General features: G+C 73.8%; 12 protein-coding genes and 1 pseudogene. 6 read left to right on the plus strand and 7 right to left on the minus strand.

Going from position 1 to position 17,842, the window contains the following annotated elements; translation table 11 throughout:
- Position 1: 1 nt before the first annotated feature.
- The 3 genes from xdhC to ESG85_RS26550 all read left to right on the plus strand — a co-directional run bounded on the left by xdhC (position 2) and on the right by ESG85_RS26550 (position 2,518).
- Positions 2-847, plus strand: coding sequence for a xanthine dehydrogenase accessory protein XdhC (xdhC, locus tag ESG85_RS26540; RefSeq protein ID WP_128983509.1), 846 nt, complete (start codon positions 2-4; stop codon positions 845-847).
- A 144-nt stretch (positions 848-991) separates the two neighbouring features.
- Positions 992-2,263, plus strand: a complete 1,272-nt coding sequence (locus ESG85_RS26545) for an NAD(P)/FAD-dependent oxidoreductase (RefSeq protein WP_128983511.1) — start codon at positions 992-994, stop codon at positions 2,261-2,263.
- Between the two features lie 30 nt (positions 2,264-2,293).
- Positions 2,294-2,518 (plus strand): hypothetical protein, encoded by a 225-nt coding sequence (locus ESG85_RS26550; RefSeq protein WP_128983513.1) that lies wholly within the window; start codon positions 2,294-2,296, stop codon positions 2,516-2,518.
- A gap of 209 nt (positions 2,519-2,727) precedes the next feature.
- Here the strand turns inward: ESG85_RS26550 and ESG85_RS35135 are convergent, their stop codons facing one another.
- Positions 2,728-6,435 (minus strand): hypothetical protein, encoded by a 3,708-nt coding sequence (locus tag ESG85_RS35135; RefSeq protein ID WP_164986323.1) that lies wholly within the window; start codon positions 6,433-6,435, stop codon positions 2,728-2,730.
- 157 nt (positions 6,436-6,592) lie between these two features.
- Here ESG85_RS35135 and ESG85_RS26560 point away from each other — a divergent pair, with 157 nt between their 5' ends.
- Both ESG85_RS26560 and ESG85_RS26565 read left to right on the plus strand, forming a co-directional pair.
- A complete protein-coding gene (locus tag ESG85_RS26560) occupies positions 6,593-7,066 on the plus strand; it encodes a hypothetical protein (RefSeq protein WP_181019122.1) in 474 nt (157 codons plus the stop codon).
- Positions 7,067-7,217: 151 nt separating this feature from the next.
- The gene (locus ESG85_RS26565) at positions 7,218-8,624 is read left to right on the plus strand and encodes a DEAD/DEAH box helicase (RefSeq protein WP_128983564.1); all 1,407 of its coding nucleotides are present in this window, start codon (positions 7,218-7,220) and stop codon (positions 8,622-8,624) included.
- A 154-nt stretch (positions 8,625-8,778) separates the two neighbouring features.
- Here ESG85_RS26565 and ESG85_RS36710 read toward each other — a convergent pair whose 3' ends face one another.
- The 6 genes and pseudogenes from ESG85_RS36710 to ESG85_RS26595 form a co-directional block, all read right to left on the minus strand.
- Complete coding sequence (locus ESG85_RS36710) at positions 8,779-10,368, minus strand: phospholipase D-like domain-containing protein (protein WP_128983515.1); 1,590 nt, start codon at positions 10,366-10,368, stop codon at positions 8,779-8,781.
- 249 nt (positions 10,369-10,617) lie between these two features.
- The gene (locus ESG85_RS26575) at positions 10,618-11,550 is read right to left on the minus strand and encodes a hypothetical protein (protein ID WP_128983517.1); all 933 of its coding nucleotides are present in this window, start codon (positions 11,548-11,550) and stop codon (positions 10,618-10,620) included.
- A gap of 116 nt (positions 11,551-11,666) precedes the next feature.
- Positions 11,667-13,391, minus strand: coding sequence for an acyl-CoA dehydrogenase family protein (locus ESG85_RS26580; RefSeq protein ID WP_128983520.1), 1,725 nt, complete (start codon positions 13,389-13,391; stop codon positions 11,667-11,669).
- Positions 13,392-13,662: 271 nt separating this feature from the next.
- Complete coding sequence (locus ESG85_RS26585; RefSeq protein ID WP_128983522.1) at positions 13,663-14,253, minus strand: PadR family transcriptional regulator; 591 nt, start codon at positions 14,251-14,253, stop codon at positions 13,663-13,665.
- A gap of 110 nt (positions 14,254-14,363) precedes the next feature.
- Positions 14,364-14,957, minus strand: a complete 594-nt coding sequence (gene thpR, locus ESG85_RS26590) for an RNA 2',3'-cyclic phosphodiesterase (protein ID WP_246095299.1) — start codon at positions 14,955-14,957, stop codon at positions 14,364-14,366.
- A gap of 189 nt (positions 14,958-15,146) precedes the next feature.
- Positions 15,147-16,600, minus strand: a pseudogene (locus ESG85_RS26595) (cellulose binding domain-containing protein).
- Positions 16,601-16,977: 377 nt separating this feature from the next.
- Between ESG85_RS26595 and ESG85_RS26600 the strand changes: the two are divergent.
- Positions 16,978-17,823 (plus strand): GntR family transcriptional regulator, encoded by an 846-nt coding sequence (locus ESG85_RS26600; RefSeq protein WP_128983524.1) that lies wholly within the window; start codon positions 16,978-16,980, stop codon positions 17,821-17,823.
- Positions 17,824-17,842 lie beyond the last annotated feature (19 nt).

The following is a 17,842-nucleotide window of genomic DNA, read 5'->3' on the forward strand; positions in this document are numbered from 1 at the left end:
CATGACCTGGGTCGCCGCGGTCGCGCGGTTGCGGGCACGCCGGGAGCCCGGCGTGCTGGTGACCGTCGCGACCGTGCGCGGCCACGCGCCCCGCCGGGCCGGCGCCAAGCTCGTCGTCGGGCGGACCGGGACCTGGGGCTCGATCGGCGGCGGCAACATCGAGGCCGTCGCCGTCGACCGGGCCCGCGAGCTGACCGCCACGCACCACCCGGAACCCGAGCTGATGGAGTTCGCCCTCAACGACAAGGTCACCGGGCGGCACGGCGTGCAATGCTGCGGCGGAGCCGTCACGGTGCTCCTCGAACCGCTGCCGGTGGTCCCCGCCGTCGCGATCTTCGGCATCGGGCACGTCGGCCTCGAACTGGCCCGCATCCTGGCCCGCCACGACCTCGACCTGCACCTGGTCGACAGCCGCCCCGACATGCTCACCGACGAACGCCTCGGCGTCCCGCTCGCCGACGCGGTGGCGCAGGTCCGCGTGCACCACACCCCGCTCCTCCCGGAGGAGGTGCTCGCGGAGCTGGCACCCGGCACCCACGTCCTGATCATGACCCACGACCACGCCGAGGACGCCGCACTGTGCGACGCGGCCCTGCGCACCGAAGGTCTCGGCACGATCGGACTCATCGGTTCGGCCGCCAAGTGGTCCCGCTTCCGGCAGCGGCTGGCCACCGAGGGCGGCCACGACGACGCCACCATCGACCGGATCACCACCCCGATCGGAACGCCCGGGATCACCGGCAAGGAACCCGCCACCATCGCGGTGAGCGTCGCGGCGGACCTGCTCCGGACCTTCGAGCAGGACGGCGGCCGGGCAGCGCGGGCAGCCGCCGCGGCGGACGCGTGACGGCGTCCCGATGCGGGAAGCCGCCACCGCCCGCCGCGGCGCGGCCTCGCCGGGACGCCCTTGACAGCCAGTCATGCTCCTGACACCAGTGGCACTGCCGCACCTCCCGTGAACGGCACGTGAACCGAAGGGGACGATCAGCGCATGACCAAGCCCGACAGCGCGGGACAGGACTACGACGTCGTCATCAGCGGAGCCAGTCTCGCCGGCAGCGCCGCGGCGATCCTGCTCGCCCGCCGCGGCGCCCGCGTCGCCCTGCTGGAACGCCGCTCCGACCCCGACGCGTACAAGGTGCTGTGCACCCACTCCCTCACGGCCAACGCCTACCCCGTCCTCGACGAACTCGGCCTCGTTCCCGCACTGGAGGAAGCGGGAGCGGTCCGCAACGAGGCCCGCTGGTACACCCGTTGGGGATGGATAGAACCGAGAGCGGCGCCCTCGGGCCCCGAACTCCCGTACGGCTACAACGTCCGGCGCAGCACCCTCGACCCGCTCGTCAGATCCCACGCCGCCCGGACACCCGGGGTCGACCTGCTCCTCGGCCACCAGGTGACCGGCCTGGTCGGCGAGAGCGGCCGGACCGTGGGAGTCACGGTATCGACCGCCCAGGGCGAGCGGGAGATCCGCGCCCGCCTCGTGGTCGGTGCCGACGGCAAGGACTCGGCCGTCGCGAAGTACGCCGAGGTGCCCGTGCGCCGGCACGAGAACGCGCGGTTCGGCTATCTCGCCCACTTCCGCGGCCTGCCCCTGCGCGACGGCATCGCCCACGCCTGGTTCCTCGAACCCGACACGGCGTACGCGTTCCCCAACGACGACGGGGTCACGGTCGTCGCGGTCCTCCCGGACAAGAAGCGCCTGCCGGCCTTCCGGGAGGACCTGGAGGGCAGCTTCCTGGACCTCGTCCGCGGCCTGCCGGAGGCGCCGCCCGTCGACACCGCCGAGCGCGTCTCGAAGATCATCGGAACGGTCGACTACCCGCTGCTCACCCGCGAGCCGACGGCACCGGGCCTCGCGCTCGTCGGCGACGCGGCCCTGACCGGCGATCCGCTGTGGGGCGTGGGATGTGGCTGGGCCCTGCAGTCCGCGCACTGGCTCGCGGAAGCGGTCGCCTCCGCCGCGACCGGCCGGGGCGACCTGGACAGGTCGCTCGCGGCCTACGCCCGTACGCACCGCCGCCGGCTCACCGGCCACCAGAGACTGGCCGCCGACTACGCGAGGACCGCCCGCCCCTTCAACCCCGGCGAGCAGCTGATGTTCTCTGCGGCGGCGCGTGACGAGGCGATGGCACGGCACATGTTCCTGTTCGCCTCCCGCCTCATCGGCCCGATGCGCTTCCTGAGCCCCCTCGCCCTCGCCAGGGCGGCAGCCGTCAACATCAGGCACCGCAGCACGGCGGCGTCGTCCGGCCGGGCGTGACCGCGGCCGGAGCCGATCGTTCCACCGGGCATGAAGAAGATCGTCACAGCAGCCATGCTCACGCTCACGGGCGTCGCCATCGCCGCCCCCGCGCACGCCGGAGGCGTCGGAAACGTCGCCGAGGCGCTGCCGCTCGACACCGCGGCCCCCGTCACGAAGACGCTCCCGGTCAACCCGAAGGAGATGAGGCCGGACGGTGACGGCCTCATCCCCGTCGGCGGCACCCTCAAGAAGCTGCGCCCGGGCAAGCACTGAACGAGCAGCCCCACGGCCGGCCCGGTGACCGGTTCCGCCCGTCGGCCCGGTAACCGAAACGGTGACCAGCCGACCAGCCGACCAGCCGACCAGTCGACCCGGCCGCGACCGGCTCGGCAGGCCCGGCAACCGGCCGGGAACCCCGGCCGCGCCCCTCGCCCAAGCGCCGCCGACTGAAGCCGTCACCGGCTGAGGCCGTCACCCCGGCTTCAGCCGGTGCCCAGCTCGGTGTCCCAGGCCGCTTCGCGGACTTCCCGCTGCGGATGGCGGCGGAGCTCGACGACGCTCGCCCGCCAGACCTCCGGCCAGCTCTGCCGGGGTCCGATCGCGGTGGCGAGCCCGAGGGCGAGGAGGCCCTCGACCAGACCGCCGTCGGCGCCGAGGGCACGGACCGCGGCGAGTCCGGAGGCGGAGTCCGCGAGCGGGCCGCCGCGGTGCGTCCCCTTCACCTTCTCGGCCACCCGGCCGGCGAGGACGGGGCGGTCCCCGATCGCCGCGACGAGGTCGCGCAGCGCGTCGAGCAGCGCGGGCTCCGCCGCCTCCAGGTCGATCGCCCGGAGGAGGAGATCGGTCCGCACGGACCTGAGCGACGGTTCGGCCTCCAGCTGCCGGGCCAGCGCCGCGCACGTCCGGTGGTCGTAGGCGTAGCCGATGACGGAACGCAGACGACGACGGGCCGGCAGGTCACCGCCCCGCCCGCCGCCCTCCGGTTCGCCGGCGGCGATGAGCGTCAGGAGCCGGTCGACGACACCGTGGAACAGGCTGCCGGGCCCGATGCCTCCGACGGGGTGAGGCAGGTCGGACCGAGCCAGTTCCAGCAGACCGGAGGTCGCACGCCACAGGGCGAGCGGTGAGGTGAGATCGGTGCAGACGTCGGCGAGAGCCGCGCCGGCGGCGGGCGTGTAGGGCGCCCAGTCACCGAGGCGGGACAGCGCCTCGTTCGCCGTCGCTTCCTCGGCGACGGCGGGCAGCCGGGCCAGCAGCTCGCCGTAGCGGGGCCGGTGGGCCGGGGCCAGGTCGGTGGGACGGACGTCCAGGAGCGCGCGCCGGCTGACGTCCGGCCCCTCGGCCGCCGCCGACCCCAGCAGATCCCACATCTCCTCCGCCGGCAGCAGTGTTGCGGCCATCCGGACGACCGTGGCGTGCACGTCCGGGTGGACCCCCGGGGCACGGCCCGCGGCGGACAGGAGTGCGATGGCGGCTCGCGGCGCCAGATGGCCGGTCGCGAGGCGGACGGCGGCCTTGCGGACGGTGACCTTCACGCCGCTCTCGAGGGTGAGGACGTCATGGATCAGCGCCGCGACCCGACTGGGCCGGGCGTGCGCGGCGGCGCGGCCGGCCGCCGACCAGGCGGCCGCGGCCCGGTCGTCCCCGGCGTGGTCGAGCAGGGCGCCGAGGGCGGCGGCGGGGTCGTCCGTGTGCGCGGCGGCGTCCAGCGCCGCCGCCGCGAGAGCGGCCTCGGCCTGCTCGCCCTGGCCGCCCTGCTCGGCGTCCTCGTCCTCCTCGCCCTGCCCTGCCCGATCGGGCTGCCCCGGCTCCCGGACGCCGGTGGGCCGAGTGCCGCCCTCGGGTCCGCCGGCTTCCGACGACGGGTCGGCGGCGTACCGCCGGAGCAGCATCCGTCCGTGCTCCGGCACCGGCGCCACCGCGCGGAGCAGGGCGGCGCGTTCGTCGATCCCGCGGCCGGCGTCCGCGACGGCGTCGGCGGCCAGCCGGACCGCCGCCCGCTGCTGCCGGGGCAGCCACCGGTCGGCGTAGCGGAACAGCGGAAGCGGCCGGCGAACGCCGGCGACCGGGAACCGGCCGCCACCCTGCGGCAGTTCGGGGGACAGCGCGCCGTCGAGGAGATCGGTGCGCTGTTCGGACAGGACGGCGAGGACCTCGGGCAGGAACGCCGCCGTCGGCTCCCACGCCAGCAGCTCGGCGACGCGCTCGCCGCGGGACGCGGGATCGGCCAGCCAGGCCGCCGCGACCTCGCCGAACACACCGTCCGGGCAGGTGCGCAGGGCGCGCCCGAGGCGGTCCTGGAGTCCAGGGATCCGGTACGCGCGCTTCCCGCAGGCGCGGACCAGCGCGAGCAGGGGAACGACGTCTCCGCCGTCGGCGGCCCGGTCCAGCCACGGACCGAGCGCGTCCAGGACCGCGTCGAGCGCGTCGAGGTGCGCCATGCCGCCGGGCGGGCAGAGGTCGGCCTTTCCGGTATGAGCGGTGAGCGCTTCGATGATGCGTACGGCGGTCCGCAGGGCCGCCCCGCCGCCTCGGGCGCTCTCGGCCCTCTCGGGTCCGGCGGCCGTCTCCACGGAGGCCGTGGCGCCACCCGGTCGACGCGGGGCGGCGGCGCCGTCGAGCAGCACGAGGGCGAGGTCCCGGATCGACTCCCGCGTCTGGTGGGAGCAGTCCCGAGCCCGCAGGGCATCACGGCACAGCCGTTCCAGGGACTCGGCGCCGGTGCGGCCCCCGTCGGACGCCTCTGCCGCAGACGCGCGTACGCCGGCCACGCCGGCCTCGGGTGTCCGCGTGGAGGCCACGCCCGTCCCGGATGGCACGACGGCCGCACCCGTCCCGGGCGTGCGTATGTCGAGCGATGCCGCGAGCAGGGGAGCGGGGAGAGCGGCGAGGCCGGACAGGGCGTCCCAGCGCACGAGGTCCCGCTCGTTCCCCAACCGGCCGGCGGCCAGGGCCAGGACCTCCGCGACCGCCTGCGGGTCCCGGCTGTGACCGGCGTTGACGACGAGCCAGTTCCAGATCGCCCCGCGCCACTCGGCGTCAGCGGAGTCGAGGCCCGCGCACAGGCCCGGCCGGGCCTCGGCGGGCGGGAGCAGGGAGAGCAGGTCCCGTTCCTCCCCGCCCGAGTGGCGTTCGGCGCGGGACCGCTCTATGGCGACCCGCACCCGGGGGTGCCGTTCGGCCGCCGGCAGCGCCGCCAGCACGTTCGCGTGCGGGTGGACCCGGCGCGGATCACCCACCGCGGTGACGGCGTCCACGAACGCGGCCCGGCGCGCCGGTGGTACCGACCGCAGCAGTACGTCGAACGCTTCCCGGTTGAACCACCGGGCCGCGAGCACCGGCAGGGACGGCGGGCCCGCCGCCACCAGCCGCCGCAGGACCGCACGGCGCGGGGTCCGTTCCCACCGGACGGTGGGTCGCCCCGGATCGGCCAGCCAGCGCGTGACGCGCTCGGCGTCCACCGCCACCAGCTCACCGAGCCGGTCGTTCACCGGACCCGGCAGGTGGTCGGGCCCGTACCGTTCCAGCAGGTCGAGCACACGGGCCGGCCCGGCGGGCAGCGCCGCGGCGATCGCGGTGGCGTGCTGCTGCCACCAGCGGTTCCGCAGCCGCTGCGGCAGGTCCGCGAGCTCCCGTTCCACGTGGTCGAGCACCGCGCCGGGATGCCGCACGGCCAGCGTGCTCCAGTCCTCGAACGCGAGCGCCCCGGCGAGCTCGGGCAGCAGCCTCGCGGTGAACTCCGTCGAACAGCCCGGCAGCAGCCGTGCGGCGTCCCGCTCCCCGTACTCGGCGCGCGCCACCGGCACCAGCCGCTCGGCGAGCCCGGCCCGCCGCCCGTCGCGCAGCAGTCGCGCGAGAGCGACGCGGACCACGGCGGGGGCGTCGCCGTAAGCGGCCTCGACGGCGGCGTCGGGAACGGGAAGCCTCCTGGCGCCGCGCAGCGCGTACCGGCGCACCACCGGATCGGGATCGGCGAGCCGCGCCGCGAGATGCTCCGCGTCTTCGCCGGCGAGAGCGGCGAGCGCCGCGAGCCGCCGCTCGTAGGGGCCGCGCTCGTCCAGCGACGCGAGCAGGGGCCGCAGGGTCCCGTGACGGGCGAGCCGGTGGGCGGTGGTGGCGGTCCGGCGAAGGCGCTCGGCGTGCGGCAGGGCATCGAGGACGGCGAGGAACTCGTCAGCGGTGAAGATCATCACTGAGGATTGTGCCCCAGGCGCCGCCTCCGGCCCATCGAATTTCGGAGCCGGCCGGGAACCGCCACGCGGATTCCGCGCGTCGCTGTGCCCGACCGGGGCATGCCTGGACGGGCGAGCCGGACGAACCCGGTCACGGCACGGAGGAGAACGCCTCGTGCCGAAGCCGACGACGGGGGCGCCGATGATGTTCGGGGGCGAGGACGAGTGGTGGGTGCTGCTGTTCGTTCCGGTGGTGTGGTGGATCTTCCTCGGGCCGTTCGCCATGCTGGCGCTGGGGGCGTGGTGCGGCTCGGCGCCCGGTCCGCGGCCACGGTGGTGGTCGGTACTGGTGCCGTCGTACCCGGTGGTGAGCTCGTCGATCCCCATGATCTTCCCGCTGAGCCAGTGGGACCGCGCCGTACTGGAGGACGGAACCCCGGGCCCGCGGCCCCACCTGACCGACGTCTTCGGCTACCTGGCCGGCTACGTCGGGGGCATCACCCTGCTGCCCTGGCTGCTCGCCTACGTCATCGCACGCCTGGTGCGCTTCGTGCGATCCCGCAGACGCGGCCCCGCCGGGCCGCGGGGACCGGAGCCCGCGCCGGCGGACCCGGACGGGTGTGGGGCGGCGGACCCGGGCAGGGCGTAGGGCCGCGGGTCCGAGTGGGCGCAGTCGGGTGCCGCGTCGGCGCCCGGACCTGTCCGGACCGGGTCTTCCGCGCCGTGCCGCCGGGATTCGACCGACCGCGCCCCGCCGTGTTCTCCTTGGTGGGCACCCCATCGACGAAGGCATGGCATCCATGAACCCCTCGGCCCGTACGGGAGACCCCACCGGCCTCGCCGATCTCACCGGCCACGCCGGCACTCCCGCCCTCCCGGCCGCGGAGCGCTTCGACGCCATGGAGCTGCCCGGGGCGGTCCTGACGACACTGGCCGAGCAGGGCGTGACCAGCCCGTTCCCGATCCAGTCGGCCACCCTGCCCAGCGCCCTCGCGGGCCGGGACGTCCTCGGCCGGGGGCGTACGGGCTCCGGGAAGACCCTCGCCTTCGGGCTCGCGCTCCTCGCCCGCACGTCCGGCCGCCGCGCCGACGCCAAGAAGCCGCTCGCCCTGGTCCTCGTCCCTACCCGCGAGCTCGCCCAGCAGGTGACGGAGGCGCTCGCGCCGTACGCCCAGACCCTGAAGCTGCGCCTCGCGACCGTCGTCGGCGGTCTGCAGTCGGGCCGCCAGGCGACGGAGCTGCGGGCCGGGGCCGAGGTCCTCGTCGCCACTCCGGGGCGCCTGAAGGACCTCGTCGAGCGCCGGGCCTGCCGCCTCGACCAGGTAGAGATCACGGTCCTCGACGAGGCCGACCAGATGGCCGACATGGGCTTCCTGCCCCAGGTCACCGAACTGCTCGACCAGGTACGGCCCGGGGGCCAGCGGATGCTGTTCTCGGCCACGCTGGACCAGGACGTCGAACTCCTGGTCCGCCGCTACCTCCGGGACCCGGTGGTGCACGCGACCGACCTCGCCGGCGGGACCGCCCCCGGTGTCGACCACCACGTGCTCCACGTCCAGGGCGCCGAGAAGTTCGCCGTCGCCACGGAGATCGCCGCGCGGGACGGGCGCGTGATCATGTTCCTGGACACCAAGCACGCCGTCGACCGGTTCACCCGAGACCTCGTGGCCGGCGGCGTACGGGCCGCAGCGCTGCACGGCGGCAAGTCCCAGCCCCAGCGCACCGACACGCTCGAGCGGTTCAGGACCGGGTCCGTCACCGTCCTGGTGGCGACGAACGTCGCGGCCCGCGGCATCCACGTCGACGACCTCGACCTCGTCGTCAACGTCGACCCGCCCGCCGACCCCAAGGACTACCTCCACCGCGGCGGCCGTACGGCACGGGCCGGGGCCTCGGGCAGCGTGGTCACCCTCGCGCTGCCCGACCAGCGCCGCGACCTGGCCCGGCTGCTGACGGACGCCGGCATCCGGGCCCGCACCACCAAGGTCCGCCCCGGCGATCCCGAGCTGCTCCGCATCACCGGAGCCAGGGCCGTCGCCGGCGGTCCCTCCGCCGCCGGCCAGGGCCGGCGCGGCGGCGCGGCCTTCCGCGGCATCGGCACCGTCCCCGGACGGCCCGGCCGCGCCAAGAATGAATCGCGCAAGTCCGCCGAAGCACGGCGCACCGCCGAAGCCCGCAAGGCGGCCCGCGTGCGGCGCGGCGGGTAGGCCGCTTCTCGCCGGGACCGGACCCGCGACCCGGACCGACCCGGACCGGAGCCGGACCCGACCCGGGTCGCGCCGGCGGCGGAGCCCGGTCCGACCCGGTCACGTCCGGAGGGAACGGGCCGGGCGTCCGCAGGCCGGGTGCGCGCGGTGGGCGTCAGCCCTGGCAGATGCCGCGCGCGTAGTCGTACGTCGCGGTGGCCTGCGAGTACGTCCACTGCGGAGCGAGCAGTCCGTCAGCCAGCTGCCGGGCGGCGGCGGGGCTCTCGATCACGTACCCGAAGTCCTGCAGCCAGGACGGGTACAGGTTCTTCGAGCCGATGTAGAAGGCGGACCCGTCCACCGAGACCAGCTTGTGGTGCTGGGCGTAGGGCTTGCCGTCCGCCCACGTCGGCTTGTCCGAGGCGCGGAAGGTCGCCAGCTGGAGGTTCCCGCACATCGCGGCCTTCGCCTTCGGCTCGTCACCGGTCAGGGCCCTGAGGCGGCCGCGCAGCGCGTCGCTCACCTCGGACAGGGACGTGATCTGCGAGTAGCCGTCGCTGCCGAGGGCGCCCCGGTTGGCGGGGTCGCTGACGACGATGCGCACCTTCACGCCGGCGGCGAGCTTCGCGGCGAGCGCGTCGTAGAGCCGGACGTCGTAACGGGGCAGCGGCGGGCAGGTCGCGTGCAGGTCCTGCTGCGAGATCTCGATGTGCTCGGTCGCGCTCGCGACCAGGGCCCGCAGGGCGCTCTCCTCCGGGTTGACCGTGTCGTAGTCGCGGTCGGCGTTGGTGTAGTCGTGGACACCGAAGCCGCACTTGGTGTCGGAGGCCGTCGGCAGGACGGGCTTGAACAACGAGGCCGGGTCGTTGCGCCGGATGCCGACGCCGAGGCCGCCCACCGCCAGGGCGGGGATGTCACCGTCCGCGGCCGGGACGGCGGTCCGGGGCAGCGTGGGCATGCATCCGGCACCGTTGGACGAGGCGAACCAGACGGAGGTCCAGCTGTTCTTGTTCCGGCAGGTCCAGTCCCACAGCGTGTCGAGGTAGCGGCCGGCGGAGCCCGCCGCCGGACCGGACAGCGCGAGGTCGACGTCGTTCACCGGGTGCGTGGTGTCGAGGTAGTCGTTCTTCCAGCTGTTGATGCCGCCGGTGATCACCGACTTCCCGTCCACCACGACCAGCTTGGAGTGGTTCCAGGAGAACCCCGTCTTCGAGGTCGTCATCGAGGCCACGTTGAGGGTGACGCCCGCGGCGGCAGGGCCGAGCTTCTTCACCAGCTCGTCGCGGTAGGACGACGGAATCACGTTGGCGTGGTAGACCGGCGCGGCGCCGACGAGGATGCGGACCTGGAGCCGGTTGCCCTTCTGCGTCGCCTCCCGGAGGCCGGACACGATGGCGTCCTGGAAGCCGCCGTCGGGGAAGGGAGCCAGCGTGGATATGTCCACGCTCTGCCGGGCGTTCGCGATGTCCTCGCGCACCTTCTCCAGCAGGCGCCGGGAGCCGGGCCGGTCGGCGCAGGTGGGGTCGCCCCAGCAACCGGGCGTCTGGAGCAGCCAGTCCGAGCCGCCGGGGGCGGACGCGCCGAGGCGGTTCCCGGACGTGCGCTCCCAGACGGAGCCCTCGAGTCCCGGGGAGACCTGACGCAGGGTCTGCTCCACCGCGTCCAGGTGCGGGGTGGGGGCGGCGTCGGCGGCCGCCGGGGCGGCGGACAGCAGGAGGGCGGAGAGGGCGAGAGGAAGGGCCGTCGTGCGGATGGTGCGTGCCAATGTGGTTCCTCGGTCGGGGGGTGGCGCGGGTCGGCGGCTCGCTGAACGCAGCCGTCGACCTTGATCAACTCGCGTAAGTTACCAGTGCGTAGTCACCAGTTCACCCCAGCCAGGGCTGATTTCGGCCGCTATGGCTCCCAGGCGCCCCGGCCGTCCGTCCTCAGGGGCTCACGGAGGCCACGACGGTGCGCCGGCCGGCCGCGGCGACGGCATGAACCGGGGTGTGTCCGGGAGGGAGAACCACGGCGCTCAGGCGTCGGGCCACCGCCGGCCGGCCGTCGCCTCGCGAGCGATCCGGCGCCACGCGTCCTCCCCGCCCGGCAGGGGCCAGGACCAGGTCGACCGCGGCACGGTGTCCAGGTCGTGGAGGCGCCGGACGAGCCGGGGGCCCGCCGTGGCCGCGCCGTCCGGCACGGTGGGACCGTGGACGGCGCGCAGCTCCGCGAAGCGCGCCAGCTCGCCTTCGTAGAGGGTCACGGCCTCGCTCGTGCGCGCTGCCAGCTCGTCGCGTGGCAACAAGCGGTGCACGTGCAGCAGCGGCGGCTCGACGGATTCCGCGATCGCCGCGGCGAGCCGCGCGTGGCCGTCCAGGATCAGATGACAGTCCAGGCCGCTGACCCACCACAGCAGGACCGGCGGAAGCGTTCCTTCACGCGCCTGCTTGCGATACGCCTTGACCCGGCCGTCCCGGGCGTCGGGCAGGGGCCGCAGCGGAAGGACCTCCCACGATCCGGCATGGACGAACCAGTCGATGAAGCCGTCCGGATGCCCCTCGACCAGCATCGAACTCCAGTGCTCGCCGGGAGACTCGGCGGGATCACGCCACCGCCGGAACGTGTTCTCGCACGAGAGAAGCCAGCGCCCCTCGTGCAACGGGCTGCCCGGTGAGTCGGCGAGACGGCGCGCGAAGCGATGAGCCCACCGCTGCGGGTCGCCGGCCAGGGCGCGCGCCATGTCGGCGCGCGGCGGCGGGACGAAGGAGCGGTACTCCTCCGTCCGCCAGAAGTCCACGCCGTGGTGCTGCTCGTCCACGACGGCGAGCAGCACCGGCCGCGACTGCTGGGCGAGAAGCAGTCGCGATCCGGCACTGAACACGCACAGCCCCGGCAGGCGGCGGTCCCGCACGTCCAGCGACAGTCCCACCCATGTGCCGTCGCCCCGTGTGACATCGCCGCGTTCCATGCGACGACCCTATGCGCCGGCGCGGACGGCGGCACGACCGGGCGGAGCCGCGTCACGCCGCCGGGCCCGGTCGCCGGGACCGACCGCCCGCTCGGCGGCGGCCGGTCCCGGGCGGGTCAGGGGTTCATCTCGTACGCGCCCGAGAGGGCCTCGACGCGCTGCCACACCCTGGCAGAGCGCGCCTCGTCGACGACGGGGCGGCGGACGGCGCCGAGGGCCCAGAGCTGCTGCTGCTCATTGGCCGAGTCCTTGCCGTGCAGCTCGACGGCATAGGCCGAGAAGTCGCGCACGAGGACGGCGAAGAGCTCGTCGAGGACGTCCTCGTCGAGGCCGGTGAGCGCGGCCTGCTCCAGGACCAGCTGGCCGTGCACGACGAGCGCGAAGAGTTGGCCCACGGCGAGGAGCAGATCGAGGTCGCGGCTCTGCTCCTCGTCCGGCGCGGCCTTGAGCACGAAGTCGCAGAGCGCGTCCGCCTGCTCCCGGAAGCGCGTCACGTTCGCCAGGTGGCCGTACGCGTCGAAGGTCGGGCGCCAGTCGTGGAAGCGGACCGAGCCGAGGCCCCGGGCCGGGCCCTGACGGAACAGGAAGTCGTCGTCGGCCGCGTCGAGACGGGTCGGGACGGGCTCGTACGCGACCGGGTCGAGCAGGTGGTTGCGCATGAACTTGAGGATCAGGGCCAGGTTGACGTGGACCGTGCCCTCCAGCTTGGGCAGCCCGCGGATCTCCACGGCCGCCTCGGCGAAGTAGTTGTCCTTCTCGAAGCCCTTGGCGGCGATGACGTCCCACATCAGGTCGATGACCTTCTCGCCCTCCGTCGTCACCTTCATCTTCGTCATCGGGTTGAAGAGGAGGTAGCGGCGGTCGTCGGGACCAGCGGTGCGGAAGTAGTCGACGGCGCGGTCGCTGAAGGCCTTCATGCCGACGAGCCGGACGTACGCGTCGGTCAGCTCGCGCCGCACGTGCGGGAAGGCGGTGACCGGCCGGCCGTACAGGATGCGGTTGTGCGCGTGCGTGACGGCCTCGTACATCGCGTGCTCGCAGATGCCGATCGACGCGGTGCAGAGGTTGAACTTGCCGACGTTCACGGTGTTGAGCGCGGCGTCGAAGGCGGCGCGGCCGGTGTGCAGGACGTCCTCGGCGGAGACGGGGTAGCCCTCGAGACGGAACTCGCTGACGAACTTCGAGGAGTCCACGACGTTCTTGACGAGGTGGTAGTCCGGGTGCCGGCTGTCGGCGGCGAAGAAGACGTAGCCGTCGGGGCCTTCGACGTCCGTCCGGCGGCCGAAGACGGAGACGAGACCGGCCGCGTTGCCGTTGCCGATGTAGTACTTCGAGCCCGTAGCCCGGAAGCCGCCCTCGCCGTCGGGCTCCAGGAGCATGTCGGTGGAGTAGATGTCGGCGCCGTGGGTCTTCTCCGAGAGGCCGAAGGCGAACACCTCGCCCTGCCCGAGCAGTTCGGCGGCACGGGCACGGGCGGCCGCGTTGTCGCTCTGCCAGACCGGACCGAGACCGAGGATGGTCACCTGCCAGGCGTACCAGTAGTCCAGGCCGTAGAAGCCGAGGATCTCGTTGAGCGCGGCGATACGGGCGGTGTCCCAGCGCTTGTCACCCTCGGTCTCGCCGGCGGCGGAGGCGGGCGTGAGGAAGGTCGCGAAGAGACCCTCCTCGGCGGCGAAGGCGAGGAAGTCGCCGAGCCAGGCCCGGGTCCGGTAGTCCTCGATGATCCGGCGCTTCCCGCGCGCCTCGAACCAGTCGACGGTGGCACGCAGCAGGCGGCGCGTCTCCGGGTCGAAGTGCGCCGGGTCGTAGGTGTGCGGGTTGAACAGCAGCGGGTCGGCCATGACGTCCGCCTTTCCGGATCGGGATGAGGGGTGTGGTGGTGCTGGAGGTGGGGGTGGGGGTGGTGCGGTGGGTTCTCGACCCGGCGCCGGGCCAGGCGCCGGGCCCAGCGCCGGTCAGGGCTTCGGCGGGGCCTGGCCCCGGGTGCCGGACCGGGGGCCCGGACCCTGGACTCGTGCTCACGCTCGCGCTCGTGCCCGGCTCGGGCCCGCCCCGGGGTCAGGCGGCCGGGCCCGGCGCGGGCGCGCGGCCGACCGGCCCGGCGCCCGGGGCTCAGCCGGCGGGCCCGGTGTCCGGATCCGTTCCCGGCTCGAACCGGGCCAGGGTGGCGAGGACGTCGTCGAGCCAGTCGATCATCATCCGCTCGTACGCGATGCCGCCGCGCAGCACGACGTGCTGCAGCTCCCGTTCGGCATCGAGCGGACCGGCGGCCTCCGGCTCCGGCGGTTGCCCGAAGTCGCGCGTCTCGCCGACGAGGTAGTGGGCGAGGCGGTCCCGGTGGGCCTGTCGGTGCCGTTCGACCTCGCCGATGAGGGAGGCGGGGTCGTCGAAGGCGGCGCCCCGGATCTTCACGGCGAGATCGTGCCGTACGCTCTCGGGCTCGATCGGCGCGGCCAGCCACGCGGAGAGCGCTTCCCGCCCGGCAGGGGCGACGGAGTACTCCTTCTTGTCCGGCCGCCCGTACTGCGGCACGTCGCGGACGTCGACCCAGCCCTCGGCCTCCATCCGCTTGAGCACGCGGTAGATCTGCTGGTGGGTGGCGGTCCAGAAGTACCCGATGGACCGCTCGAAGCGCCGGGCCAGCTCGTATCCGGATCCGGGCTTCTCGAGCAGGGACACGAGGATCGCGTGGTCGAGTGCCATGCCTCCGATCTTGCTATGCACCTTGTTGCATAGCAAGCCCGGCGTGATGAGACGCGACTCACCTCCAGGGCGGCCGCGAGGGGATCGCGCGGGTGCGTGCGCCCGGCGGTTCAGCGCTTCCGGAAGGGCCAGGACTCGATGTCCCGGTAACGGATCGGCCCCGGGCCGCGCCCGAAGTTGCTGCCGACCAGGTGCAGCCGTTCCGTCGGCCAGCCGCGGCCGGAGAAGTCCGCCAGGTCCGCCGCGAGCGCCGTCACGGAGGACGCGTCGCCGCGCCGGGCCCGGGCCAGGGTCAGGTGCGGGCGCAGCGGCCGGTCCACGTACGGGATGCCGCAGTCCTCGACGGCGGCCCGCACCTCGGACGTCAGCAGCCGCAGTCCTTCGAGATCGCCCTCGATGCCGCTCCACAGCACCCGTTCGTCGAAGTGACCGGCCCCGCGCAGGGCCAGCTCCAGCGGCCGGCGGGTCGCGGCGATGCCCGCCAGCGCGCCGTGCAGCGGCGGCACCGCCGTGACCGGCAGCTCGCCGAGGAAGGCCAGCGTGATGTGCCAGTCCTCGATGCGGTTCCAGCGCAGGAGCGGGTACGTGTCGAGGGCGGGCCGCAGCTGCCGCGCCAGCTCGTCCTTGGCGTGGTCGGGCGGGGCGAGGGCGATGAAGACGCGGATGGTCGCGCCGGTGGCCGTGCCGATGGACTGATCATTCACGCAGCATGTCGTACCTCATCCGGCGGCCGCCGGTCATGTCCGAGCGGGTGGCAGGGGTGCCGTCGCCGGCGGCGGCACCGGCGGCGGGCCCGACTGTCGGGCCTTCGCACCGCCCGCGCGGACGGCCCGGCCCCCACCGGCGACCGGGCGGAGGCCGTACCGTGTCCCGCGCGTTCCCTCCCGGCGGGGTCAGCCGGCCGGGACCTCGTCGACGAACGCCGTGCCGGCGTTCCGGTAGGCCGCGACCTTCGCCGCGACCTGGGCCGGCGTGAGGACCTGGTCCTTGACGTGCAGGACGTAGTCGACCTGCTGGTCGTACGCGCGGGGCGTGGTCGAGGTCTGGCCGTCGAGGTCGATGAGCCACTGGTTGAAGTTGATCGACATCGGTCGCTCCGGCAGGAAGGCGGAGCCGTGCGTGCCGAAGAGCCGGCCGTCGACGTAGTACGTGATCGCGTCGTCGTCGATGGTCACGACCAGGTCGTGCCAGCCGGCGAAGCTCTGCCGGCTCTCGCTGTGCTGGTTGACCGCCTGCCACGGGTCGGGGTCGTACGTCTCCCACGAGGTCGTGTAGAGGATGCCGGCCGGCTCGCCCCAGCCGCCGTTGGGCAGGTACTCGAAGTCGTACTCGGCGTAGTCGTCGGCCATCGGCGCCTTGAGGTCGTTGATCGTGAAGAAGGTCTGCACGATCCGGTCGCCGTCGGGCCCGCTCCTGGGGGCGTCGGAGAACTTCACGCGGGCGGCGTAGGTGCCGTTCCTGAACTTCATGGCCTGGGTGAGGACTTCGGTGTGCCGGGTGGACGCGCCGGTGCCGCCGGTGGACGTCTCCAGGTTCATCACCGTGTTCCCGGACTGGTCGACGAAGGTGACCTTGGACGGGTCCCACGTCGCTCCGGGCACACCGGGGCCGCCGGAGTTCGAGCGGACGCTCCAGCCGTGGGCCGAGAGGGCCGGGTCGGTGTGCGACGCGTAGCTGAAGTCGTCGAAGAGGGCCTGGCCGCCGGGCGGGTCGGTCGGGTCCGTGGGATCGGTCGGGTCGGTGGGATCCGTCGGGCCGTTGCCGTCGGGCGCGGTTCCCCAGACGGTGGTGCCGCCGACCTGGGCCGTGACCCTGGACCAGTCGGCGTAAGCGGTCTGCGTCGCGCCGAAGGAGTAGTCGTCGCTCTGCCGCAGCGTCTGCCAGTTCGTCCGGTGGAAGCGCAACTGCATGTCGCCGGTGTCCGCTCCCGGCGCCAGCGATCCCGCGCCCGGCGTGAAGCCGATCTCCAGATAGCGGTCGGCCGTGGCGGTGGGATGGGCCAGGGTCCCGAACGTGCCGGTGATCGCCGCGCACCCGCGCACGGCCCAGGAGCAGGCGAAGCGGTAGGTGGCGGTGGGGGAGTCGGCCTTGAAGTAGTAGCGGACCTTCACCTGGCTGAGCGGGATCGTGCCGGTCCCGGTGTTGCGCACCGTGAACCAGGGCTCGCTCTGGTCGGCCGTGGCTCCGGAGGCGCTGGTGCGGTACTGCAGGCCACCGCGTCGGCGCTCGCGGAGGCCGTCGTGACGGGCAGGGTCGCCAGGGCGGCGCTTCCCATGAGCGCGACCAGGGCGAAGGCCGCACGGGACCGGACGGCACGTGATCGGCCGCGGGCGGAACGAGTGGTCATCCTTGTTCCTTTCGGTGACTCCCGCTCGGCGCGGGAGGAGCGGGGCGGGGCGGCGCGGACGGTTCGCTCGTGGGCGGCACGGCGTGAGGAACGCCCGGCGCGTCGAGGCGGGTCCGTGCGAGTTCGGCGGGAAGCACGGAGGAACGGCGGGAACACACGGCACCCCTGCTTGACCAGTTGACCGCATGAGGTTTACCAGTTGGCGCGAGACGAAGGTGGCATGGACCAATGTCGCCGTCAACCCTCCTGGTTCCGAAGGGATTTGACGAACCGCTACGACTCGAAGGCTGGATCGCGGCGATGTCCGCCGTCTAGACTGACCTGACCAGCAGACCAGTGGCGATGACCAGTCATCGTCCCGTGAACGAGGGCACCCAGTGGAGATCGACACCGCCGCCTCCGGGGCGATGCTCAAGCGCGAACGCGTCCGCAAGGCGATCCTCGAACTGGTCGAGGCGCGGCGCCCCGGTGACGCCATCCCCTCCGAGCGGGTGCTGTGCGCACGACTCGGGGTCTCCCGCCCGACCCTGCGGGCGGCGGTGGACGAACTGGTCGTCGCCGGACTGCTGGTCCGCGAGCACGGCCGCGGCATGTTCGTGGCGGAGGAGAAGATCACCCAGGAACTGGTCTCGGACCGGAGCGCCTTCAGTCTGCCGCCGGCGGGTGGCGTGTGGACCAGCAGGCTCCTGGAGCTCCGTACGCTTCCGGCGGGCGCGCGCGTCGGGCGCAGGCTGCGGGTCTCGCCGACGGCGGAGATCCGTTACGCCGCCCGGCTCCGACTGGTCGACGGCTCTCCCATGGCCATCGAGCACCTGCACATCCGGGCCGACCTGGTGCCGGACCTGACCGGTGAGGACCTGGAGCAGGGCGACCTGTACGAGCATCTGCGCGACCGGCACGGCATCCAGGTCGGCGAAGCGGTGCAGTCCATCGAACCCACCGTCGTCACCCGCGCCGAGGCGGACCTGCTCGACGTCCCGGAGTTCTCCCCTGCGCTGCTCTTCGAACGGCTCACCATGGACACCCGCGACCGGCCGGTGGAGTACGTCCACTCCCTCTACCGCGGCGACCGCTACCGCATCGTCTCCCGTCTGACCCTCGGCCCCGGAGCGGAACCCGCGGCGTCCGCCGAAGGGCACCACCCCGGCATCCCGCCGGGCGACTTCACCAGCCGCGACCCGGTCACCTTCTCCACACGCGGAGTGGTCCAGCACGGCATCTGAGCGCGCGGAGCAGGGTTCG

Source organism: Streptomyces roseicoloratus, from assembly GCF_004117935.1.
Lineage (GTDB): Bacteria > Actinomycetota > Actinomycetes > Streptomycetales > Streptomycetaceae > Streptomyces > Streptomyces roseicoloratus.